This window comes from Herbaspirillum robiniae, from assembly GCF_002213415.1.
In the GTDB taxonomy this organism is placed as follows: Bacteria; Pseudomonadota; Gammaproteobacteria; order Burkholderiales; family Burkholderiaceae_D; genus Herbaspirillum; species Herbaspirillum robiniae.
This window is the reverse complement of the sequence record NZ_NJGU01000006.1, coordinates 71061-97883: the sequence shown is the minus strand read 5'-3', so window position 1 is coordinate 97883 and position 26823 is coordinate 71061. Positions and strand designations below refer to the sequence as shown.

General features: G+C 65.9%; 18 protein-coding genes and 1 pseudogene. 13 read left to right on the top strand and 6 right to left on the bottom strand.

Translation table 11 applies throughout. From position 1 onward, the window contains the following. Positions 1–6 precede the first annotated feature (6 nt). Genes CEJ42_RS12015 through CEJ42_RS12005 form a run of 3 tightly spaced genes read left to right on the top strand, consistent with a single transcriptional unit; the run spans position 7 to position 7937 of the window. Complete coding sequence (locus CEJ42_RS12015; protein ID WP_088751225.1) at positions 7–3156, top strand: MdtB/MuxB family multidrug efflux RND transporter permease subunit; 3150 nt, start codon at positions 7–9, stop codon at positions 3154–3156. 12 nt (positions 3157–3168) lie between these two features. Continuing rightward, a complete protein-coding gene (locus CEJ42_RS12010; protein WP_088751224.1) occupies positions 3169–6408 on the top strand; it encodes an efflux RND transporter permease subunit in 3240 nt (1079 codons plus the stop codon). A gap of 23 nt (positions 6409–6431) precedes the next feature. Then, complete coding sequence (locus CEJ42_RS12005) at positions 6432–7937, top strand: efflux transporter outer membrane subunit (RefSeq protein WP_243397848.1); 1506 nt, start codon at positions 6432–6434, stop codon at positions 7935–7937. Between the two features lie 105 nt (positions 7938–8042). Here CEJ42_RS12005 and pabB read toward each other — a convergent pair whose 3' ends face one another. Next, positions 8043–9875: an aminodeoxychorismate synthase component I gene (gene pabB, locus CEJ42_RS12000; protein WP_088751223.1), complete on the bottom strand. Its 1833-nt coding sequence runs from the start codon at positions 9873–9875 to the stop codon at positions 8043–8045. Between the two features lie 171 nt (positions 9876–10046). On the opposite strand from pabB, the gene CEJ42_RS11995 reads away from it, so the two are divergent. The 4 genes from CEJ42_RS11995 (at position 10047) to gloA2 (ending at position 13844) form a co-directional block, all read left to right on the top strand. Then, positions 10047–11450, top strand: coding sequence for an MFS transporter (locus CEJ42_RS11995; RefSeq protein ID WP_088751222.1), 1404 nt, complete (start codon positions 10047–10049; stop codon positions 11448–11450). Between the two features lie 27 nt (positions 11451–11477). Next, positions 11478–12377, top strand: a complete 900-nt coding sequence (locus CEJ42_RS11990) for a DMT family transporter (protein WP_088751221.1) — start codon at positions 11478–11480, stop codon at positions 12375–12377. 79 nt (positions 12378–12456) lie between these two features. Continuing rightward, a complete protein-coding gene (locus CEJ42_RS11985) occupies positions 12457–13443 on the top strand; it encodes a magnesium and cobalt transport protein CorA (protein ID WP_079218875.1) in 987 nt (328 codons plus the stop codon). A 14-nt stretch (positions 13444–13457) separates the two neighbouring features. Then, positions 13458–13844, top strand: coding sequence for an SMU1112c/YaeR family gloxylase I-like metalloprotein (gene gloA2, locus CEJ42_RS11980; protein ID WP_207760417.1), 387 nt, complete (start codon positions 13458–13460; stop codon positions 13842–13844). A gap of 106 nt (positions 13845–13950) precedes the next feature. Here the strand turns inward: gloA2 and CEJ42_RS11975 are convergent, their stop codons facing one another. Both CEJ42_RS11975 and CEJ42_RS11970 read right to left on the bottom strand, forming a co-directional pair. Further along, positions 13951–17985 carry a translocation/assembly module TamB domain-containing protein gene (locus tag CEJ42_RS11975; RefSeq protein ID WP_088751220.1) on the bottom strand — a complete coding sequence of 1345 codons (4035 nt, stop codon included), beginning with the start codon at positions 17983–17985 and terminating at the stop codon, positions 13951–13953. Positions 17986–18028: 43 nt separating this feature from the next. Continuing rightward, positions 18029–19804: an autotransporter assembly complex protein TamA gene (locus CEJ42_RS11970; RefSeq protein ID WP_088751219.1), complete on the bottom strand. Its 1776-nt coding sequence runs from the start codon at positions 19802–19804 to the stop codon at positions 18029–18031. A 330-nt stretch (positions 19805–20134) separates the two neighbouring features. Here CEJ42_RS11970 and CEJ42_RS11965 point away from each other — a divergent pair, with 330 nt between their 5' ends. Next, on the top strand, positions 20135–20917 hold the full coding sequence (locus tag CEJ42_RS11965; RefSeq protein ID WP_243397847.1) for a ferredoxin--NADP reductase: 783 nt from the start codon (positions 20135–20137) through the stop codon (positions 20915–20917). Between the two features lie 159 nt (positions 20918–21076). Here CEJ42_RS11965 and CEJ42_RS11960 read toward each other — a convergent pair whose 3' ends face one another. Beyond that, the gene (locus CEJ42_RS11960; RefSeq protein ID WP_088751217.1) at positions 21077–21562 is read right to left on the bottom strand and encodes a hypothetical protein; all 486 of its coding nucleotides are present in this window, start codon (positions 21560–21562) and stop codon (positions 21077–21079) included. Between CEJ42_RS11960 and CEJ42_RS24500 the strand changes: the two genes are divergently transcribed. Both CEJ42_RS24500 and CEJ42_RS11955 read left to right on the top strand, forming a co-directional pair. After that, a complete protein-coding gene (locus tag CEJ42_RS24500; protein ID WP_129587707.1) occupies positions 21561–21809 on the top strand; it encodes a hypothetical protein in 249 nt (82 codons plus the stop codon). The genes CEJ42_RS11960 and CEJ42_RS24500 overlap by 2 nt on opposite strands. Positions 21810–21963: 154 nt before the next feature. Next, positions 21964–22629, top strand: coding sequence for a response regulator (locus tag CEJ42_RS11955; RefSeq protein WP_088751216.1), 666 nt, complete (start codon positions 21964–21966; stop codon positions 22627–22629). 282 nt (positions 22630–22911) lie between these two features. Here CEJ42_RS11955 and CEJ42_RS11950 read toward each other — a convergent pair whose 3' ends face one another. Continuing rightward, a complete protein-coding gene (locus CEJ42_RS11950) occupies positions 22912–23979 on the bottom strand; it encodes a tetratricopeptide repeat protein (protein WP_165774426.1) in 1068 nt (355 codons plus the stop codon). 129 nt (positions 23980–24108) lie between these two features. Further along, positions 24109–24603, bottom strand: coding sequence for a disulfide bond formation protein B (locus CEJ42_RS11945; protein ID WP_088751214.1), 495 nt, complete (start codon positions 24601–24603; stop codon positions 24109–24111). Between the two features lie 713 nt (positions 24604–25316). On the opposite strand from CEJ42_RS11945, the gene CEJ42_RS11940 reads away from it, so the two are divergent. The 3 genes and pseudogenes from CEJ42_RS11940 to CEJ42_RS25415 all read left to right on the top strand — a co-directional run bounded on the left by CEJ42_RS11940 (position 25317) and on the right by CEJ42_RS25415 (position 26713). After that, entirely contained in the window at positions 25317–25844 is a 528-nt protein-coding gene (locus tag CEJ42_RS11940) for a fimbrial protein (protein ID WP_088751213.1), read from the top strand. 122 nt (positions 25845–25966) lie between these two features. Continuing rightward, a pseudogene (locus tag CEJ42_RS25420) lies at positions 25967–26389 on the top strand (fimbria/pilus periplasmic chaperone); the annotation flags it as partial. Beyond that, positions 26378–26713 carry a fimbrial biogenesis chaperone gene (locus CEJ42_RS25415; protein ID WP_338064257.1) on the top strand — a complete coding sequence of 112 codons (336 nt, stop codon included), beginning with the start codon at positions 26378–26380 and terminating at the stop codon, positions 26711–26713. The pseudogene CEJ42_RS25420 and the gene CEJ42_RS25415, both read left to right, overlap by 12 nt. The last annotated feature ends 110 nt before the right edge of the window (positions 26714–26823 follow it).

The following is a 26823-nucleotide window of genomic DNA, read 5'->3' as shown; positions in this document are numbered from 1 at the left end:
GGGCGCATGAATCCATCCCGCCAGTTCATCCTGCGGCCGGTCGCCACGTCATTGCTGATGCTGGCGATCCTGCTGGTGGGCATCGTCGCCTACCGGCTGCTGCCGCTGTCGGCCTTGCCTGAAGTCGACTATCCGACCATCCAGGTGGTCACGCTTTATCCCGGCGCCAGCCCGGACGTGATGACCTCGTCGGTCACCGCGCCGCTGGAGCGCCAGTTCGGCCAGATGCCGGGATTGAAGCAGATGTCGTCCACCAGCTCGGGCGGCGCTTCCGTGATCACTTTGCAGTTCAACCTCGACCTCAACCTCGACATCGCCGAGCAGGAAGTGCAGGCCGCCATCAACGCCGGCGGCAACCTGCTGCCGTCGGATTTGCCGATGCCGCCGGTCTACAGCAAGGTCAACCCGGCCGATACGCCCATCATCACCCTGGCGGTCACCTCCAAGACCATGCCGCTGCCCAAGGTGCAGGACCTGATCGACACCCGCCTGGCGCAGAAGATCTCGCAGCTCTCGGGCGTGGGCCTGGTCAGCCTGTCGGGCGGCCAGCGACCGGCCGTGCGCATGCAGTTGAATCCGCGCGCCGTCGCAGCGCTCGGCCTGAACCTGGACGACGTGCGCACCGCCATCGGCAACGCCAACGTCAACCAGGCCAAGGGCAGCTTCGACGGCCCCACGCGCGCCTCCACCATCGACGCCAACGACCAGCTGCGTTCGGCCGACGAGTACAAGAACCTGATCATCGCCTACAAGAACGGCGCGCCGATCCGCATCTCCGACGTGGCCGACGTGCTCGACGGCGCCGAGAACGTGCGCCTGGGCGCCTGGGCCAATACCCAGCCGGCCGTGATCGTCAACATCCAGCGCCAGCCCGGCGCCAACGTGATCGCCGTGGTCGACAGCATCAAGAAGATCCTGCCGCAGCTCGAGGCCAGCCTGCCGGGCTCGATCGACGTCAAGATCCTGACCGACCGCACCACCACCATCCGCGCCTCGGTGGCCGACGTGAAGTTCGAGCTGCTGCTGTCGGTAGCGCTGGTGGTGATGGTGATCTTCGTGTTCCTGCGCAACGTGCCGGCCACCATCATCCCCAGCGTCGCCGTGCCGCTGTCGCTGGTGGGCACCTTCGCGGTGATGTACGTGGCCGGTTTCTCGATCAACAACCTGACGCTGATGGCGCTGACGATCGCCACCGGCTTCGTGGTCGACGACGCCATCGTCATGATCGAGAACATCTCGCGCTACATCGAAGAGGGCATGAAGCCGATGCAGGCAGCCCTGAAGGGCGCCGAGCAGATCGGCTTCACTATCATCTCGCTGACCTTCTCGTTGATCGCGGTGCTGATCCCGCTGCTGTTCATGGGCGACGTGGTGGGGCGGTTGTTCCATGAATTCGCGGTGACGCTGGCGGTGTCGATCCTGATCTCGGCCGTGGTGTCGCTGACCTTGACGCCGATGATGTGCGCGCGCCTGCTGCGCCATCAGCCGGAAGAAGAGCAGGGCTGGTTCTATCACAAGAGCCAGGTCTTCTTCGACCGCGTGATCGCGCGCTACGGCGTCATGCTGGAGTGGGTGCTGGAGCGCCAGAAACTCACGCTGCTGGTGGCCGTCGGCACGCTGGCGCTGACCGTGCTGCTGTACATGTTCGTGCCCAAGGGCTTCTTCCCGCTGCAGGACACCGGCGTGATCCAGGGCATTTCCGAAGCCACGCAGTCGGTCTCCTTCGGCGCCATGGGCGAGAAGCAGCAGCAGCTGGCCAAGGTGGTGCTGGAGGATCCGGCGGTGGACAGCCTGTCGTCCTTCATCGGCGTGGACGGCACCAACGCCACGCTCAACAGTGGCCGCATGCTGATCAACCTGAAGCCGCATGACGACCGCGACGTCTCCGCCTCGGACGTGATCCGCCGCCTGAAACCCAAGCTGGAGCAGCAGGTGCCGGGCGTGACGCTGTACATGCAACCGGTGCAGGACCTGACCATCGAGGACAGCGTCTCGCGCACGCAATACCAGTTCACGCTGGAAGACGCCGACCCCGATACGTTGAGCGAATGGGGGCCCAAGCTGGTCGAGCGCCTGCAGCAGCAGCCCGAGCTGGCCGACGTGGCCAGCAACCTGCAGGACAAGGGTTTGCAGGCCTACATCCAGATCGACCGCGACGCGGCTTCGCGCCTGGGCATCACCACCGCGGCCATCGACAACGCGTTGTACAACGCCTTCGGCCAGCGCCTGATCTCGACCATCTATACCCAGTCCAACCAGTACCGGGTGGTGATGGAGGTCAAGCCGGAATTCCAGCGCGGCCCGTCGGCGCTGGACAGCATCTACCTGGTGACCTCGGCCGGCCGCCAGGTGCCGCTGTCGTCGATCGCCACCGTCACCGAGCGCACCGCGCCGCTGGTGGTCAACCATATCGGCCAGTTCCCGGCCGCCACCATCTCCTTCAACCTGGCCAAGGGCGCGTCGCTGGGCGAGGCGGTCAAGGTCATCAAGGCGGCCGAGCAGGAGATCGGCATGCCGGCCTCCACCGTCACCAACTTCCAGGGCGCGGCGCTGGCCTTCCAGGCTTCGCTGTCCAACACCCTGTGGCTGATCCTGGCGGCGATCGTGACCATGTACATCGTGCTGGGCGTGCTCTATGAGAGCTACATCCACCCCATCACCATCCTCTCGACGCTGCCCTCGGCGGGCGTGGGCGCGCTGCTGTCGCTGATGATCTCGGGCACGGACCTGGGCATCATCGGCATCATCGGCATCATCCTGCTGATCGGCATCGTCAAGAAGAACGCGATCATGATGATCGACTTCGCGCTGGAGGCCGAGCGCCACGAAGGCAAGACCCCGCGCGAGGCGATCTACCAGGCCTGCCTGTTGCGCTTCCGCCCGATCCTGATGACCACCATGGCGGCGCTCCTGGGCGCGCTGCCGCTGATGCTGGGCACCGGCGTCGGCTCCGAGCTGCGCCAGCCGCTGGGCATCACCATGGTCGGCGGCCTCTTGGTGTCGCAGGTGCTCACGCTGTTCACCACGCCGGTGATCTACCTCGGCTTCGACAGCCTGGCGCGCCGCATGCGCGCGCGCTTCGGCCAGAAGGAGCCCGGCCGCGGCGGCGACGATGACGACGAAGGCCATCCGGCGCCGCTGCCGCCGGCGGTCTGATCCGGGAGCCTCATGAATATTTCGCTCCCGTTCATCCAGCGGCCCATCGCCACCACGCTGCTGACCATCGGCATCGCGCTGGCCGGCATCGTGGCGTTCCGCCTGCTGCCGGTGTCGCCGCTGCCGCAGGTGGATTACCCGACCATCTCGATCTCGGCCTCGATGCCCGGCGCCAGCCCGGAAACCATGGCCGCCACCGTGGCCACGCCGCTGGAGCGCGCCATGGGCTCGATCGCGGGCGTCACCGAGATGACCTCGACCAGCTCGCAGAACTCGACCCGCATCACGCTGCAGTTCGACCTCTCGCGCGACATCGACGGCGCCGCGCGCGACGTGCAGGCGGCCCTGAACGCGGCGCGCAACCTGCTGCCCTCGGGCATGCCGAGCAATCCGACCTACCGCAAGGTGAATCCGGCCGACGCGCCCATCATGATCCTGGCGATGACCTCGGACACCATGACCCAGGGCCAGATGTACGACGCCGCCGACAGCATCGTCGCGCAAAAGCTGTCGCAGGTGCGCGGAGTGGGGCAGGTGAGCGTGGGCGGCAGTTCGCAGCCGGCGGTGCGCATCGAGCTCAATCCGACGGCGTTGAACAAGTACGGCATCGGCAGCGCCGACGTGCGCACCGCGGTGGCCGCCACCAACGCCAACCGCCCCAAGGGCATACTCGAGGACGGCGACCGCAACTGGCAGATCTATGCCAACGACCAGGCCAAGACCGCCGCCGAATACGCCCCGCTGATCGTCTCCTACCGCAACGGCACGCCGGTGCGCGTGCGCGACGTGGCCGAGGTGCGCGACTCGGTGGCTGACGTGCGCAACGCCGGCTCCGCCAACGGCAAGCCTTCGGTGCTGGTGGTGATCAACCGCCAGCCCGGCGCCAACATCATCGACACCGTCGACGCCGTCAGCGAGCTGCTGCCGCAGCTGCAGGCGTCCATTCCCGCCGCCATCGACATGAAGGTGGTGATGGACCGCACCCCGACCATCCGCGCCTCGCTCAAGGAGACCGAGTTCACCCTCATCATGTCGGTGGCGCTGGTGATCATGGTGGTGTTCCTGTTCCTGCGCAGCGGCCGCGCCACGCTGATCCCGGCCGTGGCGGTGCCGGTGTCGCTGATCGGCACCTTCGGCATCATGTACCTGGCCGGCTTCAGCCTGGACAACCTGTCGCTGATGGCGCTGACCATTGCCACCGGCTTCGTGGTGGACGACGCCATCGTGGTGCTGGAAAACATCTCGCGTCACATCGAGGCCGGCATGAAGCCGGTCAAGGCGGCGCTGCTGGGCGCGCGCGAGGTCGGCTTCACGGTGCTGTCGATGAGCATCTCGCTGATCGCCGTCTTCATTCCCATCCTGCTGATGGAGGGCATCGTCGGCCGGCTGTTTCGCGAATTCGCCATCACGCTGTCGGTGGCCATCCTGGTGTCGCTGGTGGTATCGCTGACGACCACGCCGATGATGTGCGCCAAGCTGTTGCGCCACGATCCGGAGGCTGACGAGGCGCGCCGTCGTCGTCGCCATCCGCTGCTGCAGAAGCTGGCCGACCAGACCGAGCACATGTTCAACGACATGCTGCTGGGCTACGAACGCTCGCTGGCCTGGGCGCTGCGCGCGGCGCCCCTGATGATGCTGATCCTGCTGGGCACCATCGCGCTCAACGTCTATCTCTATAAGGCCATTCCCAAGGGCTTCTTCCCGCAGCAGGACACCGGGCGCCTGGTGGGCGGCATCCGCGGCGACCAGGCGATTTCCTTCCAGGCGATGAAGGTCAAGCTCAACGACTTCATCGACATCGTCCGCGCCGACCCGGCCGTGGCCGACGTGGTGGCGTTCACCGGCGGCCAGCGGCGCAACAGCGGCAACATGTTTGTAACTCTGAAGCCGCTGTCGCAGCGCAAGGAATCGGCCGACCAGGTGATCGCGCGGCTGCGCATCAAGACCTCCAAGGTGGCCGGCGCGCGCGTGTTCCTGGTGCCGGTGCAGGACATCCGCATCGGCGCGCGCCAGAGCGATTCGCAGTATGAGTATTCGCTGAAGTCGGACGACGTGGCGCTGCTGCGCGTCTGGGAGCCCAAGATCCGGGCGGCGCTGTCCAACCTGAAGGAGCTGGAAGACATCAGCACCGACCAGCAGGACAACGGCCTGCAGACCACGCTGACCATCGACCGCGAGACGGCGATTCGCTCCGGCGTCACGCCGCAGCTGATCGACGCCACGCTGTCGGACCTGTTCGGCCAACGCCAGATCTCCACCATCTACAGTGGCATGAACCAGTACCACGTGGTGATGGAGGCCGCGCCGCAGTACTGGCAAAGCCCGGAGATCCTGCGCGACACCTATGTCAGCCTGGCCGGGTCAAGCAACCTCTCGCCGACCACCTCGACGCTGTCGACGCCGCCGGCGCTGTCGGCCGCGGGCAAGCTCAACGCCAACACCGGCCTGGCGCAGACCATCTCCACCGCGGCCTCGCGCCAGGTGCCGCTGGCGGCCTTCTCCAGCTTCGCGCCGACCACCACGGCGCTGTCGGTCAGCCACGAGGGCCAGTTCGTCGCCTCCACGCTGTCGTTCAACCTGGCCGAGGGCGTATCGCTGTCGCAGGCGACCGACGCCATCGACCGCGCCATGGCCTCGCTGGGCGTGCCCACCGGCGTGCACGGCACCTTCGCCGGCACCGCCAACGCCTTCCAGTCCTCGCTGTCGTCGCAGCCCATCCTGATCCTCACGGCCCTGCTGGCGGTCTACATTGTGCTGGGCATCCTGTACGAGAGCCTGATCCATCCCATCACCATCATCTCCACGCTGCCGTCGGCGGGCGTGGGCGCGCTGCTGGCGCTGATGGTGACCGGCACCGACTTCAGCCTGATCGCGCTGATCGGCGTGATCCTGCTGATCGGCATCGTCAAGAAGAACGCCATCATGATGATCGATTTCGCGCTGGACGCCGAACGCAACCGCGGCCTGTCGCCGCGCGACGCCATCTTCGAGGCCTGCAAACTGCGCTTCCGCCCGATCATGATGACCACCATGGCCGCGCTCCTGGGCGCGATCCCGCTGGCCATGGGCCGCGGCGACGGCGCCGAGCTGCGCACGCCGCTGGGCATTTCCATCGTCGGCGGGCTGGTGGTGAGCCAGCTGCTCACGCTTTACACCACGCCGGTGGTCTACCTCTACATGGAGCGCCTGCGCGCCTGGGGCCACCGCAAGTTCGGCAAAAACAAAAGCAGCACTGAAACCTCGGCGGCATGAATGACGCTGCCATGGAGAAAAGAATGAAACCGCAACCACTGAACCTCAAACCGCTGCTGCTGGCGCTGGCGGCTTCCTTCGCGCTGGCGGCCTGTTCGGTCGGCCCCGACTATGCGCGTCCGCAGATGGACGAGGCGCCCGCCGTATTCAAGGAGGGCCAGAACTGGAACCCGGCGCAGCCGCGCGACCTGGCCGCCAACGGCAAGTGGTGGGAAATGTTCGGCGACCCGCAGTTGAACGCGCTGGTGGACCAGGTCGACATCTCCAACCAGAACCTGGCGCTGGCCGAGGCCAACTTCCGCGCCGCCATGGCGTTGGTGCAAAGCTCGCGCGCGGCCTATTCGCCCACGCTGGACGCGTCCGCCTCGGCCACCCGTTCGCGCTCCAGTTCCAGCAGCTCCTCGTCATCGTCTGCCGGCGCCGGCGTGCGCAATTCGTATTCGTTCGCGCTCAATGCCTCGTGGGAGGCCGACGTCTGGGGCAAGGTGCGGCGCGACGTCGAAGCCAGCTCCGCCAGCGCCCAGGCCAGCGCCGCCGATCTGGCCGCTGCCCGGCTCTCGGCCCAGGCTTCGCTGGCGCAGAGCTACCTGCAGCTGCGCGTGCTGGACGCCCAGCAGAAGTTGTTGGAAGAGACCGTGGAGGCCTACCAGCGCTCCTACCAGCTGACGCAGAACCAGTACGCCGCCGGCATGGCCGCCAAGTCGGACGTGATCCAGGCGCAGAGCCAGCTGAAGACGGCGCAGGCGTCGGCGCTGGACAACGGCGTCACGCGCGCCCAGACCGAGCACGCGATCGCACTGCTGGTGGGCAAGACGCCGTCGAACTTCACCCTGCCCAAGGCGCCGCTGGCGGCCGCCGCGCCGCTGATTCCGCAGGGCGTGCCCTCGATGCTGCTGGAGCGTCGTCCCGACGTGGCGGCGGCCGAACGTCGCGTGGCCTCGGCCAATGCCAAGATCGGCGTGGCCAAGGCGGCCTACTTCCCCAGCCTGACGCTGTCGGCCTCGGGCGGCTACCAGAGCTCGACGTTCGCCGACTGGTTCTCGCTGCCGGGCCGGGTGTGGTCGCTGGGGCCGCAACTGGCGCAAAGCATCTTCGACGGCGGCGCCCGGCGCGCGGCCACCGACCAGGCCATCGCCACCTACGACGGCACCGTGGCCAGCTACAAGCAGACCGTGCTGACCGCCTTCCAGGAGGTGGAAGACAACCTGGCCGCACTGCGCATCCTGGAGCAGGAAGCCGCAGTGCAGGACGAGGCCCTGCAGGCGGCGCGCCAGGCCGTGGTGCTGGTCACCAACCAGTACAAGGCCGGCACTGTCAGCTACGTCAACGTGATCACGGCGCAGGCCACGGCCTTGTCGGCCGAACGTTCGTCGCTGGATATCCGCAACCGCCGCATGGCCGCCAGCGTGTTGCTGGCCAAGGCGCTGGGCGGGGGATGGGATGGCAAGAGCCTGGAGGATCTGCAGCCGCTGGCGGAGCAGAGTGCGCAAAAGGCCAAGGGACTGAAGGAGAATGCGGCGCTGCGTTGAGCGTGCCGCAGCTTGGCTGCTCGCCTGAGCCTGCGGCTCTTCCCATTTTTCGTCCCCGCGCAGGCGGGGATCCAGCGGCGTACCCGGCGACCCGATGGTGCGGTGTCAGCCCAGAACAGCCCGAACGGCACCCCGCAAGGCATTGCACACGACAACTTCTTCTGCCGTCATCAGTTCGTCGCGACTCACCGGCCGCTCGACGGCATCCCACGCTGGATCGGCCAGCATCACGCTGCGCATCACCCCGGGCAGCACGCCCGCAGCCAGCGGCGGCGTCACCCAACGCCCGTCCAGTTTGACGAACACGTTGCTGCGCCCGCCCTCGGTCAGCTCATCTTTCTCGTTGAAGAACAACATGTCGAAGCCGCCGCGCCGCTCCGCCTCTTGCCAGGCCGCGTCGTAGATCTCGCGCCGCGTGCTCTTGTGCCGCAGGAACAGGTCGCCGCTGTCGGTGCTGCGCTCGGCCAGGAATACCTTGACGCTGTCGCCCAGCGGCGCCAGCGGCGCATGCTGGATGGCGATCCGGCCTTGGGTATCCAGCGACAGTTTCATGCGGTGCGCGGCATCGGGATCGAGCGCGGCGCAGGCTTGCACCAGCTGTTGCCGGATCGATGTTGCATCGAACGGGAAGCCGAAGACCGCGGCTGACGCGCCCAGCCGCTGCAGATGCAGGTCCAGATGGCGGCAACCCTCGCGCGTGGCGTGCATGGTTTCAAACAGGCTGAAGTCATGTCCCAGCCCGGTAAGGAACGCAGCCTTCAGCTGGCACTCGGCAAATTCGGAGGCGGCCTGGCTGTCGTAGACGATGCCGGCGCCCACGCCCAGCACGCCGCGGCGCATGCCGTGTCCGGTCGCGTCGGGCGGCGCCAGCGCCAGCGTGCGGATCGGCACCGACAGGCAGAAGTCGCCCACCGCATGGCAGCCGGCGCGCGGCGCTTCGAACCAGCCGATGGCGCCGGTGTAGAGGCCGCGCGGCGTGGTTTCGAGTTCGTCGATGATTTCCATGGTGCGACGTTTGGGGGCACCGGTGATCGAGCCGCAGGGGTAGAGCGCGGCGATGGTCTCGGCCAGCGTGGCATCCGCGCGCAGGCGGGCGCGGATGGTGGAGGTCATCTGCAGCACCTGGCCGTAGCGCCGCACGTCGAACAGGTGCGGCACCTGTACCGAGCCCGGTGCGGCGACGCGGCCGAGGTCGTTGCGCAGCAGGTCGACGATCATCAGGTTTTCGGCGCGGTTCTTTTCGTCGGCGGCCAACTCCAGCGCCCGGCGCGCGTTGATGGCGTCGGCATCGGCGTCGCCATCCGGGGCGGCGCGCGCGGTGCCTTTCATGGGTTTGGCCTTGAGCATGCCGCCGGCATGGGCGGCGAACAGCTCCGGCGAGAACGACAGCACCGCGCCGCCCTCGTCGTCCAGCACCAGGGCGCCGTAGGGCACCGGCTGGCGCGCGCGCAGCCGGCGGTAGAGGTCGACCGGATCGCCATAGGCGTCCAGGTGCAGGCGGTAGGTGTAGTTGACCTGGTAGGTGTCGCCGGCGGCGATGTAGTCGCGGATGCGGGCGATGGCGGCGGCAAAGCCGGCCTCGTCGACGCTGGCGCTGACGTTGGCGATGCCGGCAGGCTCCCCGGCTGAGCGTTGCTCCAGCCAGCCTTCCACCTCGGCGGCGCTTAAGCGCTCGCAGCGTTCGAACACCAGCACCCGGGCCAGCGGGCCGCCGGCATGCCGGTGCGGCAGGCCTTGCATGGCCGCGCCCAGTTCGTAGTGCCACAGGGCAAGCGCGTGGCGTCCGGCGGCCAGCTCGCCCTCCATCCCGGCCAGCATGGCCGGGAATTGCTCCGCGTCATGGCAGGCCAGCGTGCGCACGTGGCCGGTGTAGAGGCGCGAGCGCGGTTCGGCCGGGGTGGCCAGGTGGTCGTCGAGGAGGGCGAAGCAGTCGGTCATGGTGCGGCGGGGGAGGCGTGTCTGGTACTTGCTACTTGCGCGCGCCCGCGCGGCGGGCGGCGTCCGGCAGCATCATAGCGTAAAAGGTATACTTGTCAGCTTGCCGGGGCGCGGCCATGCGCGCAATCTCCAGCCCCGCGCCGCCTCACATAACAGACTGCCAACTTTCCGATGTCCATTCCACGCACCTTCGTCATCCCGCTGATCGTCGCCTGTGCGCTCTTCATGGAGCAGATGGACTCCACCGTGATCTCGACCTCGCTGCCGGCGCTGGCGCTGGACATGCAGGTCGACCCGATCTCGCTCAAGCTGGCGCTGACCTCCTACCTGGTCAGCCTGGCGGTGTTCATCCCGATCTCCGGCTGGATGGCCGACCGCTTCGGCTCGCTGACCATCTTCCGTTCGGCCATCTGCGTGTTCATGCTGGGCTCCATCCTGTGCGGCATCTCTTCGACGCTGCCCGAGTTCGTCGCCGCGCGCTTCTTCCAAGGCATAGGCGGCGCCATGATGGTGCCGGTCGGCCGCCTGGTGATCCTGCGCAGCGTGGAGAAGGTCAACCTGGTCAAGGCGCTGTCCTACCTGACCATCCCGGCGCTGTTCGGCCCGGTGCTGGGCCCGCCGCTGGGCGGCTTCATCACGACTTACTTCCACTGGCGCTGGATCTTCTTCATCAACATCCCGATCAGCATCCTCGGCCTGTACCTGGCCACGCGCTTCATTCCCGACCTCAAGGCCGAGCAGGTGTCGCCGCTGGACTGGCCGGGCTTCGTGCTCTCGGCGCTGGGCTGCTCGCTGCTGATGATGGGCCTGGCCACCGCCGGGCGCCACCTGATCTCGGGCGAGATCTCGCTGGCCTGCGTGGCCGGCGGCGTGGTGTTCCTGGCTCTCTACGTGTGGCACGCGCGCCGCGCCAAGGCGCCGCTGATCGACCTGACGCTGCTGAAGATCCCGACCCTGCAGGCCGGCGTCTACGGCGGCTCGCTGTACCGCATCGGCATCGGCGCCATTCCCTTCCTGCTGCCGCTGATGCTGCAGCTGGGCTTCGGCTACACGCCTTTCCATTCGGGCCTGCTGACCTGCGCTTCGGCCGCCGGCGCCATGTTCATGAAGACCATCGCTTCGCGCTTCCTGCAGCGCTACGGTTTTCGCAAGGTGCTGCTGGTCAACGGCGCCTGCGGCATCGTGGGGCTGTGGGCCATCGCGCTGTTCTCGCCGACCACGCCTTACGTGGTGATGATGCTGGTGCTGCTGGTCGGCGGCTGCTTCCGCTCGCTGCAGTTCACCAGCCTGAACGCGATTTCCTACGCCGACGTCGACAAGGTCCGCCTGAGCCAGGCCACCAGCATGGCCAGCGTGGCGCAGCAGCTGTCCATCGGCATGGGCGTGGTGCTGGCCGGTTTCGCGCTGCAGGCCTCCAATGAGATCCAGGGGCACGCCACGCTGGTGGCCACCGACTTCTGGCCGGCCTTCCTGGTGGTGGGCGCGGTGGCGTCCTGCTCGCTGTTCATGCTGCGCCGCCTGCCGCCCAATGCCGGCGCCGAGATGGCGGGGCGCTCCGAGGCCAAGTCGGCCTGACTTTTTGTCATTTGCGAAAAATCATCCATGCAAATCAGATACATCGGCTTTCCGCTGGGCGCAGTCCTGATCTGGGCCGGCAACATCATCATCAACAAGATCGCCGCGGGCGTGATCGCGCCGGAAGACATTTCCTTCTACCGCTGGGTGCTGGCGGCGCTGCTGATGTCGCCTTTCCTGGCCCGCCAGACCTGGGCCGCGCGCGCTGAAATCCGCCCGCACCTGGGCAAGATCCTGGCGCTGGCGCTGATGGGCATGGTGCTGTTCCAGAGCCTGGCCTACTTCGCCGCGGCCACCTCATCGGCCACCAGCATGGGCATCATCACCTCGCTGATGCCGTTGCTGACATTGCTGCTGAGCATCCAGCTGCTCTCCGAGCCGCCCACCGTGGGCACGCTGGCCGGCGGCGTCCTCTCGCTCCTGGGACTGACGGTGCTGATCGGCCGCGGCCATCCGCTGGACCTGTTCGACAACGGCGTGGTCATCGGCGACCTGCTGATGCTGCTGGCGACGGTCGCCTACGGCCTGTACGGCGTGATGCTGCGGCGCTGGGCCTTGCCGCTGCGCACCTGGCAGTTGCTCTACATGCAGGTGCTGATGGCGATGGTGCTGCTGTTCCCGGGCTTCGTCTTCGGCCATCATTCGCCGGTGACGTCGGACAATCTTCCGGTGCTGCTGTATGCGGGCATCGCGGCATCGATCCTGTCGCAATTCCTGTGGATGCGCGGCGTGGCCCACCTGGGGGCGAGCCGCTGCTCCATCTTCGTGAACCTGATGCCGGTTTTCACCGTCATAATCGCTGTTGTAGTGCTGGGTGAAGAGTTGCACGGCTACCATGCCGTCGGCGGCCTGATCACGCTGGTCGGGGTGATCATGGCGCAAGTGTTGAAGCAGCGCTTGCCGATGCGCCGCGCCAAGGCCGGCTGACGGCAGGCTGCGAGCGACGGGACCGGCCAATAACGAGACAAAGCCCGAGACGCGGCTGCGCGAACAACAGGAGCCAAACATGATCGACGCCAACATGATCGTCAACTGCACGGTCTACAAGAAGGGCAAGAAGCTGCGCGACATCACCCTCGACGAGATCAGCGACGTGCTGGAAGAAGAGGGCACCTTCGTCTGGCTCGGCCTGCTCGAGCCCAACGTCGAGCTGATGAACAAGATCAAGGAAGAATTCTGCCTGCACGAACTGGCGGTGGAAGACGCCTACGCCGCCCACCAGCGCCCCAAGATCGAGGAATACGGCGACACCCTGTTCGTGGTGCTGCACACCGCGCAGCTCTCCGGCGGCGAGGTGCAGTTCGGCGAGACCCACATCCTGACCGGGCCGCGCTTCGTGGTCACGGTGCGCCACGGCGCCTCGCGCAGCTACGCCAAGGTGCGCGAGCACTGCGAGATGCTGCCCGAGCGCCTGGGCCGCGGCCCCAGCTTCGTGCTGTACGCCATCATGGACTTCGTGGTCGACAACTACCGCCCCATCATGGACGACCTGGAAGCCAAGTTCACCCAATACGAGGCGCAGCTGTTCGACCCCGCCGCCAATACCGGCAAGGCCTACCTGCAGGAGCTGTATCAGCTGAAACGCCAGCTGATCCGCCTGCGCTCGGCGGCCTCGCCGCTCCTGGACGTGTGCACCCAGCTGCTGCGCTTCCATGAGGGGCTGATCACCAAGGAAGGCAAGGCCTATTTCCGCGACATCTACGACCACGTGGTGCGCTTCATCGACACCGGCGACCGCCTGCGTGAAATGGTGGAGTCCGCGGTGCAGATCAACCTGGCCCAGGTCACCATCCACCAGAACGAGATCGTGCAGACCCTGGCCGGCTGGGGTGCGATCCTGGCCATCCCGACCATGATATTCAGCCTGTACGGCATGAACTTCGCCAACATGCCGGGCCTGTCGTGGCAATGGAGCTTCCCGGTGGTGCTGGTGGGCATCTTCACCGGCTGTTCGCTGCTGTGGCGGCGACTGCGCAAGGCAGGCTGGCTGTAGCCGGAGCGCTTGTCATGATCCTCAAACGCATCCACCACGTCGCGATCATCTGCGCCGACTATGCCGTCTCGAAGGCGTTTTACGTCGACCTGCTGGGGCTGGAGGTGCTGGCCGAGCACTACCGCGAAGCGCGCCAGTCGTACAAGCTCGACCTTGCGCTGCCGGACGGCGGCCAGGTCGAACTGTTCTCCTTCCCGTCGCCGCCGCCGCGGCCGTCGCGCCCCGAGGCGCGCGGCCTGCGCCACCTGGCCTTCGTGGTGGACGACGTGGCCGCGACCAAGGCCTGGCTGGAGGCGCGCGGCGTGGCCGTTGAGCCGGTGCGGGTGGATGAATACACCGGCAAGCGCTTCACCTTCTTCGCCGACCCGGACGGCTTGCCGCTGGAGCTCTATGAAGCCTGAGCGGGCCGGGCTGGCCTGATGACCGATGACCGGGCCTCAAATAAAAAAACGCGCCGTTTCCGGCGCGTTTTTTATTGCTCCATTGCTCCGTCAGTCGGTCGGCCGATCAGTCGAAGCGGCGATTGAACAGGATGTTCAAGCCGTTGATGGTGCCGGCCCGCGCCACCACCGACCAGCGCCGCGAGATCTGCCAGGTCGCCTTGGCCACGCTGGCCGCGCCTTGCAGGCTCTGCTCGTAGCCCAGCGTGATCTTCTCGGTGATCGCCTTGCCCAGGTTGATGACCTGGTCGTTGGTCAGGCCCGACTCGCTGGAACCGATCGAGAACTGGTCCAGGCCGATGTCCTTGGCGATGCGCTTGCCGCCCATGTTGCCCACCAGCGCCAGTGCCTGGCTGCTGGCGCTGCGCTGGCCGATGCTGGAGCTGTCGGTGCCGTGGCCGAACATCATCCACGACAGTTTTTCGTCGTCCGGCACATTGGGCTCGGACACCAGCTGCACGCGCGGCTGGTTGGCGTTGCCGGTGACCGAGACCCCGGCCTCCACGTCCTGGTTGCGGCGCATGGCGAGGATGTTGATGTTGGGGTTGGCGATCGGCCCCTGGAAGTTGATGATGCCGCGCTCGATGTTGAGCTTGGTGCCGAATGCCTCGTAGGTGCCCTCGGCGACATTGATGGTGCCGGTAGCGCGCAGCGGCGACAGCGGTTCGCTGCGCACCGTCATGTCGCCACGCAGGCGCAGGTCGGCGCCGCTGCCGCGGAAGCGGAAGTCGTTGCCGAGGTCGACCGCGATGTTCATCACCGGGGCGAACTTGCCGGCCGGCTTTTCGGTGGCGGCCTGCAGCTTTTCCTTGGAGGTGGCGCTGGCGCCGACCTTGTTGCGGCCGTCGCGCCGCACGATCACCACATCGTCGCCCAGCTTGGGCGCGCTGCTCTTGGGCAGATCGAACAGGGCATGGTCGACGGTGAACTTGCCGTCGATGCGCAGCTGGTCCTTGACGTTGGCGATCTTGCCCTCGCCCGACAGCATCAGCTGGCGGTCCGGGCTGGCGAACAGCTCCAGCCGGTCGGCGGTGATGGTGGCGTTCAGGTCGGGATTGTCGGCGCCCAGCTGCACCTTGCCGCCGGCCTTCAAGGTGCCCTTGCCGCCGTGGAACTCGATCTGGCGCAGGTCGATCACGTTGTTGTCCATGACGATGCGCACGATGCCGTCCTTCAGCTGGATGCCCTGGTCGAACTGCGTCACGGCCAGGTTGTCGCCGTTGATGGCGCCGTTGAGCCGGGGCTGGCCGAGCGTGCCGCCCGCGCTCAGCTCCGCGCCCAGCTTGCCGTTGAGGCTGACTTGCGGGCCGATCAGGTCGCCCACGCGTTTGAGTTCAGGCACATCCAGCCTGGCCTTGAGCTCCAGCGGCGAGCCGTCGGCCAGCGTCAGCAGCTTGTCGCTGCGCACCAGGCCGACATTGCCGCCGAGATCGAGCGTGCCCACGCGCGCCGCATTGACGCGGCCGGCGATGCGCATCTGCTGGCCCTGGAAATCGCTGCGCAGCTTCAGCTCGGACAGGCCCAGCGACGCTTCGCCGTTGCTGGTGGTCACGCGCACGTCGCCGGACTTGCGCGCGATCTGCACGTGGCCGGAGGCGCTTTCGGCCAGCGAGAAGTCCCAGTCGCCGTCCAGCACCAGGTCGGTCTTGACGGGCGGCGGCGTGCCGGTGAACTCCTGCACGATCTCCAGGATGCGTCCGATATCCAGCGCCTGCGCCTGGCCGGCCGAGGCAATGCGACCCTGCCTGTAGGAAAGGCGTTTGAGGTCGACAGCCATGCGGTCGATGGCGATGCGGGTGGGGCCGGCCTCGATGGCGTCGGCCGCCACGTCCAGTGCCAGCGGGCTGGCCATGGCAACGCGCGGGAAGCCCTTGTTTTCCAGCGTCGAGATGGTGCCGGCCCAGCCGTAGTTGCCGCGGGTCTTCTCGGTGACCTTGCCGTGGGCGCCGAAGGCTACGTCCAGCGGATGATCCAGCAGCTTGCCGTTGGCCTGCAGGTCCAGCGCATGGTCGGCCCAGGTGCCGTTGAGCTTGAGCGAGAGCTTGTTCAGGTCGGCTTGCGGGCCGCTGTAGCCTTCGCCGTCCAGCGTGAGCGCGAGCTTGTTGTCGGGCGAGGCGACGCCGGCGGCGAGGTTGGTGCGCAGGTCGGCCTCGCCGGCCAGGCGGCGCAGCTTGTGCGGGCCGAAGGCCAACTGCTCGGCCTGGTAGCTGGCGCGCAGGTTGGGGCGCTGGCGCGTGCCGGTCAACTGGCCCTCCAGGCGCAGCAGGCCGGACAAGCCGTAGCCCAGGCGCTGCAGTTGCGGCGCGTCGACCTTGAAGTTCAGGCGGTCGGAGGCGGCGCCGAAGCTGCCGTCCAGGTCCATGGTGTTGCCCGCGATCTGCAGGTTGGCCTTGCTGGGCAGCAGGCGCGTACCGGCCAGGCTGATGTTCCCGCCCCCGCCCATGGGCAGCTCGCCGTAGGTGCTGTCGTGCACGGCGAAAGCCAGCTTCAGGCGCAGCTCGGGCGAGATGGCGCCGGCGGCGTCGAAGTCCATGTTGATCTTGGCCTGTACCGGTTTGGACGCCGCGGCGGTTTGCTTCTTCTTGCCCTTGCCGGACGCAGGGGCATCGGGCGCGACCGCATGCAGCACGGCGGTGGGATCGAAGTCCACCAGCTTGCCCTTCACCGCGTACTCCATCGCGCCCACCGTTCTGAGCGTGCCCGCCGCCTCCAGGCGCGACTTGCCTGCGCTGAGTTGCGCCCGGTGCAGTTCCACCTGTTCCGGCGTGATGGTGCTGTCCACGCGCAGGCTGAGGGCGCGGTCGTCCAGCGCCAGCGTGATCTTCTGGGTTGCGGGCGCGAGCGTGACCTCCAGCGGGCCGGCCAGTTGCGTCGGCTTGAGCTGGCGATGGATCTGGTTCAGGTCGAGGCCGGCGATGCGCAGCCTGAACTGGCCGGCCATGTCCTCTTTCTTGCCTTCTTCGTCGCTGCCGGGGCGGAATTGCCCGCCGCCTTCGATGCGCGCGTTCTTGGGCAGGCGCACGTCGAGGTTGGAGATCGTCTGCTGTTTCAGGTCCAGGTCGAGATCGGCCCGCGCCGACTGCAGCGGCAGCAGTTGCTGGTCCAGGCTGCCGGGCCTGGCGTTGTCGATGCTGACCTTGCCGGTCACCTTCATTCCGGCATCCGCCGCCTGCGGCGCCGGCGCCAGGTCGGCGCGCAGGCGCAGGTCGGCCTGCGGCGCGCCGGCGCTGAAGGCTTGCGGGTTGATGTGCTGCAGGTCGACCCTGGCGCTCTTGAGCGGCACCGGCGCGAACGGCGTGGCCTGGATGTCGGCCGAGCCGTTGAGCTTGTCGCCGGAGGCCTTCAGCGCAATGCCCAGGTCTTGCAGCGAGCCGGACAACTCGGCCGCCAGCCGGTATTTCTCCTGCAGGCTGGCGTTCTTGTATTCGCCCGACAGCTCCAGGCCGCCGCTGATGGCGAAGGGCGCCTTGCCGTTCAGGTGCAGCAGGGCGGCGGCGTCGCCGTAGGGCGTGGAGAGGCTGTCCAGCACCAGGGTGTGCTGGCTGCCGTCGGAGTCGCCATGCAGCCTGAGCCGGGAGAGTTCGGTGGTGGACGTGCCCTGGGTGAAGCTGAGCTTGCCCAGCGAGATCTCGCCGATGTCCAGCGCCAGCGGTATCTCCAGCGAGGCCGGCATGGTGGTGGGCTCGGGCGGCGAGGGCTGCTGGTTCAGTTGCACCGATCCCACGCGCAGGAAGCGCAGCGTCAGCTTGCGCTGCGCCAGCGACAGGTGCCAGGCGGCGTCGATGCTGTCGATGTCGAGGATGCGCTTGTCGTCCTTGTAGTGCAGGTCGCGCAGTTGCAGGCCGTCGGCGATGGTGCCGCCCAGCAGCCGGCCGGACAGCTTGCCGCCCAGGGCATTGACGGCCGTGTTCCAGACCAGCCGCGTGCCGCTCTCGGTCTTCAGTGCGTAGAACGCCGCGCCGCCGGCGGCCAGCACCAGCACCGCGACGGTTGCGCCCGACCACAGGGCAATGCTGCGGCTGCGGGAGCGGCTGCGGCTGCGGCGCGGGGCCGGCGGCTGCTCTTCGTGTTGCTGTTGCGATGATGGTTGCTGGTCGGTCATGCGGAGTCGTCGTTCAAATCGGGTTCACGGTGCGGTCGGCGGTTCAGAAGGCGATGCCCAGCGAGATATGCGGGCGGATCTGTTTCTTCTGTATGCCGTAGGCCAGGTCGAGGTTGAGCGTGCCGACCGGGCTGCGCCAGCGGGCGCCGGTGCCCACGCCGTTGTAGAAGGTCTTGTTGTTCCAGTTGTCGGCGGCCGCGCCGATGTCGTAGAACACCGCCGCGCCCCAGCTCTCGGTGAACCAGTGCTGGTATTCCGAACTGCCCACCGCCAGGTACTTGGTCGGGTAGACGGTGCCGTTCTGTTCGTTGCCTATGCTCTGGTAGCTGTAGCCGCGCACCGAGTCGTTGCCGCCGGTGCGAAACAGCAGCGAGGCCGGCACCGAGGATGCGCGCCCGGCGGTGAACACGCCGCCCAGCTCCGCGCGCAGCACCACCACATCGCGCCGGCCGACCGGCACGAACTGCTTGAAGCGGCCGTACAGGCGGCCGAAGCTCTGGTCGGTCAGCACGCCCTTGACGGCGAAGCCGGCTTCCAGCGTCAGCAGGTTGCCTTTGCGCGGGAAGATGGGATCGTCGACGTTGCGCCGCGCCCAGGCGAAACCGGGCACCAGCGCGCGGTGCTTGCCGGGGGTGACGATGGTGTTGGCGGGCAGGGTGCTGCCGTCTTCCTGCGTCAGTTCGTCGCGGTAGTAGGTCAGCGAATAGGCGGTGTCGTAGAGCTCGCCGGTGCGCGCGCGCTTGAAGCCGATCTGCTGGCTGCGCAGGTCGACGCCTTCCAGCGTGGTGCGGTCGTAGGTGGTGCTGATGCTGTTGACGAAGGCCTTCTGGTCCGGCGGCATGGCCAGGCTGATCTGGCCGTACTGGCGCTTCTGCTCGATGCGGGCCTGGCTGTCGAACACGTAGGCCTTGTTGAACACGTTGTAGTGCGAGTAGCGCCCTTCCACCTGGGCGCCGGTGTCGGTGCCGTAGCCCACGCCGGTGCGGATGCGCTGGGTCGGGAACTCGGTCACCTGCACCTTCACCGGCGTCATGTCTGGGTGTTCGGGATCGTCGTCGATGCCGACGATGGCGTTGGAGAAGTAGGGCGTGTTCTGGATCTGCCGCTGCAGCGAGAGCAGGCGGTTGACGTCGTACGGCTCGCCCACGTTGAGCGGGTTGACGTTGCGGATGATGCTTTCAGGATAGCGGCGGGCGCCGGTGATCTGCAGCGCGCCGAGCGTGAAGGCCGGTCCGCTGTCGTATTGCACCTTCAGGTCGGCGCGGCGCTCCTCGGGATCGACCTCGGCCTGCGACTGCGCGATGCGGGCCGCGGCGTAGGTCTTCTGCTGCAGCTTTTCCAGGCCGGCGTTCTTGGCCTTGTCCCAGTCCTCCTGGCGGAACGGCTGGCCGGCGGGCAGGCTCCAGTCCTGGCGGATGGCGGCGATGCGCGCGGCGTCCTGGCCGGCGGCAGCGCCCGTGACGGCGATATCGGCGGATTCGACCATGGTGCGCTCGCCCGGATCGACGGTGACGATCACGGTACGCACGTCATCCTTGCCGTCGGCGCCGCGCGCGGTCTTCAGTTCCACCTTGGTGACGGGAGAGAAATACCCCTCGGTCGAGGTCAGGTCGCGCACCTGGTCGCCGGCGGTGTCGATCATGAACTTCAGCTGCTCGTCGCTGATGTCGTCGCGGTCCTTGTAGCGCGCGAGGTCGAGGAAATCCTTGAGCAGCGACTGCACCGGCTTGGGCGCTTCGATGTCCACCTTGTAGGCGGCGTTGGCAGTCTCGGCGGCGCAGCAAAGGCATGCGATGGCCAGGCGGCAGGTCCAGTTCATTGAATCACTTCATTCTCGGTTGATGCGGGCGGGGCCGCCGTCTGCTGCGGGGCTCCTGCAAAGTCGGGTACGATGACGGTTTGGGCCGGCGCTGAGCGTGGTGTTCCCAAGGCCAGACCCGGCGCCGGGGCGGATAGTTCCGGCCGGGCTGCCGTGTCGCCGGTTTCGCGCCTGGCCGCAGTGTTGCGCAGTGTCGCGTCCAGGCCATGGCCAACAACGAATTGTAATGCCGCCCAAGCGGGCTTGGGTGCGGATCGGGCCGATTTCCGGGCGTCCGGACGCATTTTCAGAATTTTCTTAATCGCTGTGAAGCAAGTTGGAGGGATGCAGGTGAGTGTCGACGTCTATTCGGAAAAGGCCAGTTGCGAGCGCCTGCTGTCGGTGCATCGCTGGACGGACAAGCTGCTGACGTTCCGCACCACGCGCCCGGCCGGCTATCGTTTCACCGCCGGGCAGTTCGCGCGGCTGGGTCTGGAGATCGACGGCGAGATCGTCTCGCGGGCTTATTCCATCACCTCGGCCGAGTCCGAGGATGAGCTCGAGTACTACGCCATCGTCGTCCCCGACGGCAAGTTCACCACGCGGCTGGACCGGCTGCAGCCCGGCGACGCGGTGTGGGTGGAGAAGCTCAGCTACGGCTTCATGACGGCCGACCGCTTCACCGACGGCCGCCAGCTGTGGATGCTGGCCACCGGCACCGGGCTCGGGCCTTACCTGTCGATCCTGCAGCAGGAAGACGTCTGGCGCAAGTTCGACGATCTGGTGGTGGTGCATGGCGTGCGCAACCGCGCTGAGCTTGCCTATGCCGACCGTTTCGCGGCGCTGGCGGCGCGTGCGCAAGCGCAGGGCCTGCCGGCCCGGCTGCACTACCTGAAGTCGGTCACGCGCGAGCCGGGCGGCGAGGGCGTGCTGGAAGGACGCATCACCGCGCTGCTGCGGGACGGCGGCCTGGAGCAGGCGACCGGACTGGCGATCGACGCCGCGCAATCGCGCTTCATGGCCTGCGGCAATCCGGAGATGGTCACCGAAGTGCGCGAGATTTTCCGCGAACGCGGCATGACGCCGCTGCGCCGCACCGGCGGCGGACAGTTCGTGACCGAAGATTACTGGTGAGCCGGACGGCGCCTGCCGCGTGCAGGCAGCGACGGCACAGCGCCTGCCTCAAGGCGCAAGGAGCATCCGTTGCGGATGCTTTTTTTTGCGCCGGCCGCACCGCTACAGCGATCCCGCGGTGCGGGCCGTCCGGGTCTGTGTCTGTGATGCCGATGCCGGTCAGCGGTAGTCGAGCGACACCAGGATCGCGCTGCGCACCGTTTCCCCGGACGAGGCGGCGGCGCCGCGCAGTTGGGTGTCCAGGCGCACCTGCCGCTGCTGGCCGGAGGCCATCGCCAGCGCGATGACTTCGCCGGGCGGCAGCTCGCGACCGTTGCGGCTCATGGTCATGGTCACGCCATCCACGCCGGTGCCGAATCCGGCTCGCGTTTCGCGTCCGCCCTGTTCGAAGGAAATTCGCACGGCCTGGGCGGCATGGCAATTCAGGCTGAGTTCGAGCGGGGCGCTGGCGATCACTCCCCGGGCCGGCGGTCGCTGGAGATTGCCGGCGGCGTAGTTCAGGCGACCGGCGGAGACCGCGCAGGGTTCTTCGACGATGGCGCCCCTGAAATTGACGGTGATGCCGTCGGCCAGGCACAGGGCGGGAGTCAGGGCGAGAGCGCCGGCAGCGACGATGCGCTTGGCGATGGCGAATTGGCTGGACATGGAAAGTACTCCTGGTTTGGTTGCCCCCCCTGGGCCCAAGGTCGCCGCATTCTTTGTCGCGGCATTTTCCAGTGTGTCGAATCCAGAAAAGATTTCTATTTCCGTCTCGAAATTATCCGAGAAGTATATCAAAGCAACCTGTGGTTTGCTGTTGCTTTTCGTTAACTCGCTATTCTTGCGCAGCATCTATCTCCATTTTTTTAATGATTTTCCGCGCGCGGCTTTCATAGGGAAATCCGGCATTTGACGGCCGGCAGGACGGAAAAAGTCGGGAACCAAGCGCCGCTGCGACTGGTCGAGGTCATGTGTCAGGCAGGCGGCGCCATGGGGTGGCCCGCTGCCGTCAACGACATTCGTCGACATCATCGACATCAGCCAATCAAATCAATCTGGGGGTAGTAATGAGTCTGAACAAAGTCTTGCACGTCGCCATTGCCGACGATCATCCTGTGGTGCTGGGGGCACTCAAAAACGAACTGGGACGCTTACCCGATGTGCGCATCGACCTCGAAGTGGAAACCGGCGACGCGCTGCTCAACGCGCTCAAGCGCTCGCCGTGCGAGATCGTCATCACGGACTTCACAATGCCCAACGACGAGAAGGACGATTCCGACGGCTTCTCGCTGATCAAGCGCATCAAGGCCGACCATCCGTCCAGCAAGGTGATCGTCTACACCGCCATGGCCAACAGCGCCGTGGTCAAGCGCCTGTACCGCATGGGCGTGTTCTCGGTCATCAACAAGCGCGAGAAGCCCGAGGAACTGATCAACGCCTGCCTGGCCACGCAAAGCAGCAAGCAGGTGTACTTCCCGGTGTCGCTGCGCGGCGAGCTGGAAGTCAGCTGGGCGCAGGGCGAGGCGTTCTCGCAGTCCAAGGAGCTGACCTTGAGCGAGCTTGAAGTGGTCCGCCTTTTCGTCGAGGGAAACTCCCTGTCGGATATCTGCGATCGCCTGTCGCGCACGCCCAGCACGGTGAGCACGCACAAGAACAATGCGATGCGCAAGCTGGGCCTGAGCACCGATGCGGAGCTGATCAAGTATGCCTATTCGACCGGGATGATCACCTGAGAAGACGAGGTAGTTTTCGACTGGAAAAGCAGCGAGCCTTCGCTGCTTTTTTCTTTTGGGCGTCATCGTGCGCCGTTGCCCGTTGCCGGAGAGGCGCGTGCAATGTCCGTGCTGCGTTGGGCGCGCACGGCTTTGCCGATGGCAGCATGGCCGCTTCGGCCATCGAGCTTGACGTGGCCTGCGACATCTTCGGTGCGCGGAGAGTGCGGCAAGTCGGTAGCGACTAGGCCCCGGGGATACCAGCGATGGGAAGGTGGGAGGGGCGCCAATGCGCCCGATCGGTTAGTGCTGGCCTGTCGCTTTTGCAGAAATCTTTTCCGCGCTTTCCTGTTGTATTTTCCAGCCGCTTTCCTGGCGGACCAGGATCAGCTTCTTCTTGCTTGTCTCCGCCAATTGATCCGACGAATACTTCTGCAGGAACACGACCGACGCCACAGTCCCGCGCACGTTGATCTCCGGTGACGAGACCGATACCGCAATATGCGACTTGCCGCCGATTCTCGTGCGCCGCTGCGCAGCCCATGCGCCGCGACTCTCGCCGTTGGCCGGGATGAAGCTTTCCGCGTAGTAGCCGAGATAGTCGTCCGTCTTCCTGCCGCTCCATGCCAGCGCCCAGCCTTGTATCGTCCCGAGAATCGCATCCCGCTCCGCGGCGGCGGCATCCGCGGGACCGACGGATGCCGCTTGCGTGACCTTGACGGCCGGCGCGGCGCTCGTTGTCGCAGGATTCTTTTCGCCCGTCGCGCGTTTCGACAGCTCGGCCAATGCTTCCCTGGCCGGCGGGTAATTCTGCTGCAGCGCCTTGTTGAACCACTGCGCGGCAATGGCTTCGTCGGTGCGAACGCCGTAGCCGTGCTGGTACATCTTCCCCAGGCTGTACTGCGCCAACGGTGCGCCCTGCGATGCGGCCTTCTCCAGCCAGAACAGGGCCTGCTGGAAGTTCTGCGGCGTGTTGTCGCCATTGAGGTAGATCGCGCCGAGATTGGTCTGCGCCAGCACGTTGTCCTGCTGGGCCGCCTTGGTCAGCCAGTGGATTGCCATGGGCATGTCCTTGTTCGTGCCTTCGCCGACCAGATAGCTGGTGCCCAGCGTCGCCTGCGCCGCGACATGCCCCTGGGCGGCGGCCTTGGCCAGCCAGAACACGGCCGTCTGGGTGCTTCTGGGAAGGCCGCTGCCGGTGCTGTATTTTTGCGCCAGGCGGTACTGGGCCTCGGCGTCGCCGCCGGAGGCGGCCTTGCCCAGTTTTTCAACTTCCGCAGACAGCGTCGCAGGCCCCTCGGCCTGGGCGTTGGCGCGCGCCGAATTGGTTTGCGCAGGGGAATGCAGCGGTATTTGGCACAGCGCCAGCAAGGCGCAGGTTTGCCAGATTTTGATGTTGTTCATGACGGGTTTCCAGGTGATGGGAGCAGAGCTCTTGTGATGCGAACGTGAGGCGGGACCGCGCTTGCGACCGCCGCACCGCTTGTTGCGGTAGTCGGGTTATGCCAGCCATGGAACCAGCGGTTCCTGTCGGGCGAGGTAGCGCAGCAGCCCCAACGCGATCACGATGAAGCCGAGCATGGACCATTGCGGCAAGCTCATGCCGAGCAGCGCGGAGGGCATGGCGCACAAGCCTTCATCGGCCTTGAACAGCAAGGGAAGCAGGTGTGCGCTCGGCATCGCGTTGAGCCATTTTCCCAGCGGATCGACATCGCAGAAGGTGTCGAGGCGGTTCTGCTGCCACAGGTGCCGGGCGGCAATGCCGATGCCGCCGATCGCCAGGCACAGGCCGGCGGCGGCGCCGGCTTTGTGAAGGCGCGGATCCAGGCATGCAAAGCCACCGCACGTCAGGGCAAGCGCGGCCAGCAGATAACGCTGGACGATGCACAGCGGGCAAGGGGGCATGTCCCTGGCGGCCTGCAGGTAAAGCGCCGTGGCGAAGAGGGCGATGCAAAGGGTCGCGATGGCAAGAAGAATGGATCTGGAGGATTTCATGTGACGGGTCCGGCGCGTAGGGGCAAGCAGGTAACAAGAAAGACGAAATGGCCGCGTTGCCGCTTCCTGTCGACGAACGCCAGGCCGGGAGTGCCTGTGGACGACGGTGAGTCCCCGGTGACTCCTTCGGGACTCCATCCACATGTTCTTGCACTGTTTGCAGCACACGGAAAGATCGACGTCTCCAGCATCCTCAAGGTCTCCGGTTGTTGCACAGACGCGCTCATGCGAGCGCGAGAAGGGCGAGGACGGTGAGGGACTCCATGCAGATTCGGAAGAATTCCTAGCAACGGGCCGAGGGGATCATAGCGAAATGATCCGCGTGAATGGATAGGAAAATTCTCAAATTGCGGCCCTGTGTGCCCCGCTCGCACGTACTTGCGACTTGTCGTCGCGTTTCGTGCGCGGGTCTCGTGTGTGTGAGCGGGAGTTCGCTTTTTCTTTTCGCGGCAATCAACGGCGCTCATCCTCATCGCCATCTTGACGTGGCCGTCGATGACTTGTGCGCATTTGGCTTTTGAGAATTTTCCTATGTAAAAACGCAGATCGCTTCAATAAGATGCCATGGCGTTTTCGCACAGGCCCGTCGGATCCGGAGCGATCCTTCCGATGATCAGACAGGCGAAAAAGCGCAATCGCAGCCGGTCACGCCGGACGCATCGCGCTGAAACCTTCCCTTGAAACCTTCCCTATATCTTCTGGAGTAACCAACAATGAAAAAGACCGTCCTGGTTTCGCTGTTCGCCGCCGCAATGATTCCCGCGTTCGCGTCCGCAGCCGACCTCACCATCAACTTCACCGGCAACATCACCGACCAGACCTGCACCATCAGCAACGCCACTGGCGGCGCTTTGAATGTGGCAATGCCTTCCGTGTCGGCCAGCCAGTTCAAGGCCGTGGGCGACGTCGGCGGTGCTACGCCGTTCCAGGTAACGCTGACCAACTGCCCGGCTACCGTCACCAAGGTGGCGGGTCTGTTCGAACTTGGCCCGAACGTTGATACCACCACCGGCAATCTGAAGATCGCGACCGCAACGGCAGGCAAGGCCGCTAACGTACAAGTCCAACTGCTGGATTCGACTGGCGCCAAGGTACGCGCGGATGGCGGCAAGACTCCTTCGGTCAACATCAGTTCTGGTGGCGCCACCATCAACATGTTCTCGCAGTACTACGCGACTGCTGCAACCGTTACCGCCGGCAAGACCGACACTTCGGTCGGCTTCACCGTCGTCTACAACTAATCCTGTTTATATCGGATGCCGGCCGTTCGGTCGGCATCCGCATTTTCTGGTTTGAAGTGTTTCGATGAGGGCGCTCATGCGTCTTAATTCAAGCATTTCCATTGTCTTTCGGGGAGCGGTAAATGAACAAATACATGAGGGCCGCGGTGGCGGCGGCGATGGCCTTGTCGCTGCATGGCGCGGCATTGGCCAGCGTGATCATCAACGGTACGCGCGTGGTTTTTCCTTCGAATGAGAAGGAGGTGACGATCCGCCTGAGCAACGAAGGAACGCAACCGGGTCTGGTGCAGGTCTGACTGGACGACGGCGACCTCAAGGCCGCGCCCGAGCAGATCAAGGTGCCGTTCGTGCTGACGCCGCCGATGTTCCGGATCGATCCCGGCAAGGGACAGACCGTGCGCCTGCTGTACAACCAGTCGCCCATGCCGCAGGACCGCGAGTCGGTGTACTGGCTGAACATGCTGGAGGTTCCACCCAAGGCGAGCGACGAAGATGTCAACTACATCCAGATGGCCTTCCGCACGCGTATCAAGGTGTTCTTCCGCCCCAAGGAACTCAATGTTCAGGAGAAGGTGCAAGAGGCCGCCGCTCAGCTCAAATGGAGTCTGGCAAAGTCGGCCGGTGGTAAAGCTTATTCGCTGGAAGTGAGCAACCCGACGCCCTATCACGTGAGCTTCATGCGATTCAAGATCGAGGGTGCAGGCGGCAAGAGTGTGACCAACGATGACGGCGGCATGGTCGAGCCGATGAAGACGGCCAGCTTCCCACTGGACGCCGGGGAGCTGCCTCCGGGTCCCTTGAAACTGACCTACAACTGGCTCAACGACTTCGGTGCTGCCATCGCCGGCGAGACGCAGGTGTCAAAGTAAGTTGCTGGTCCACTGTTGTGCGGTCAAGGCAAGGCCGCATGGTTTTTATGTTTGTTTGATGTGTTTGCGATTGCCCCCTATGAAGACCCGCCGTTCCGATTTTCAGCTCA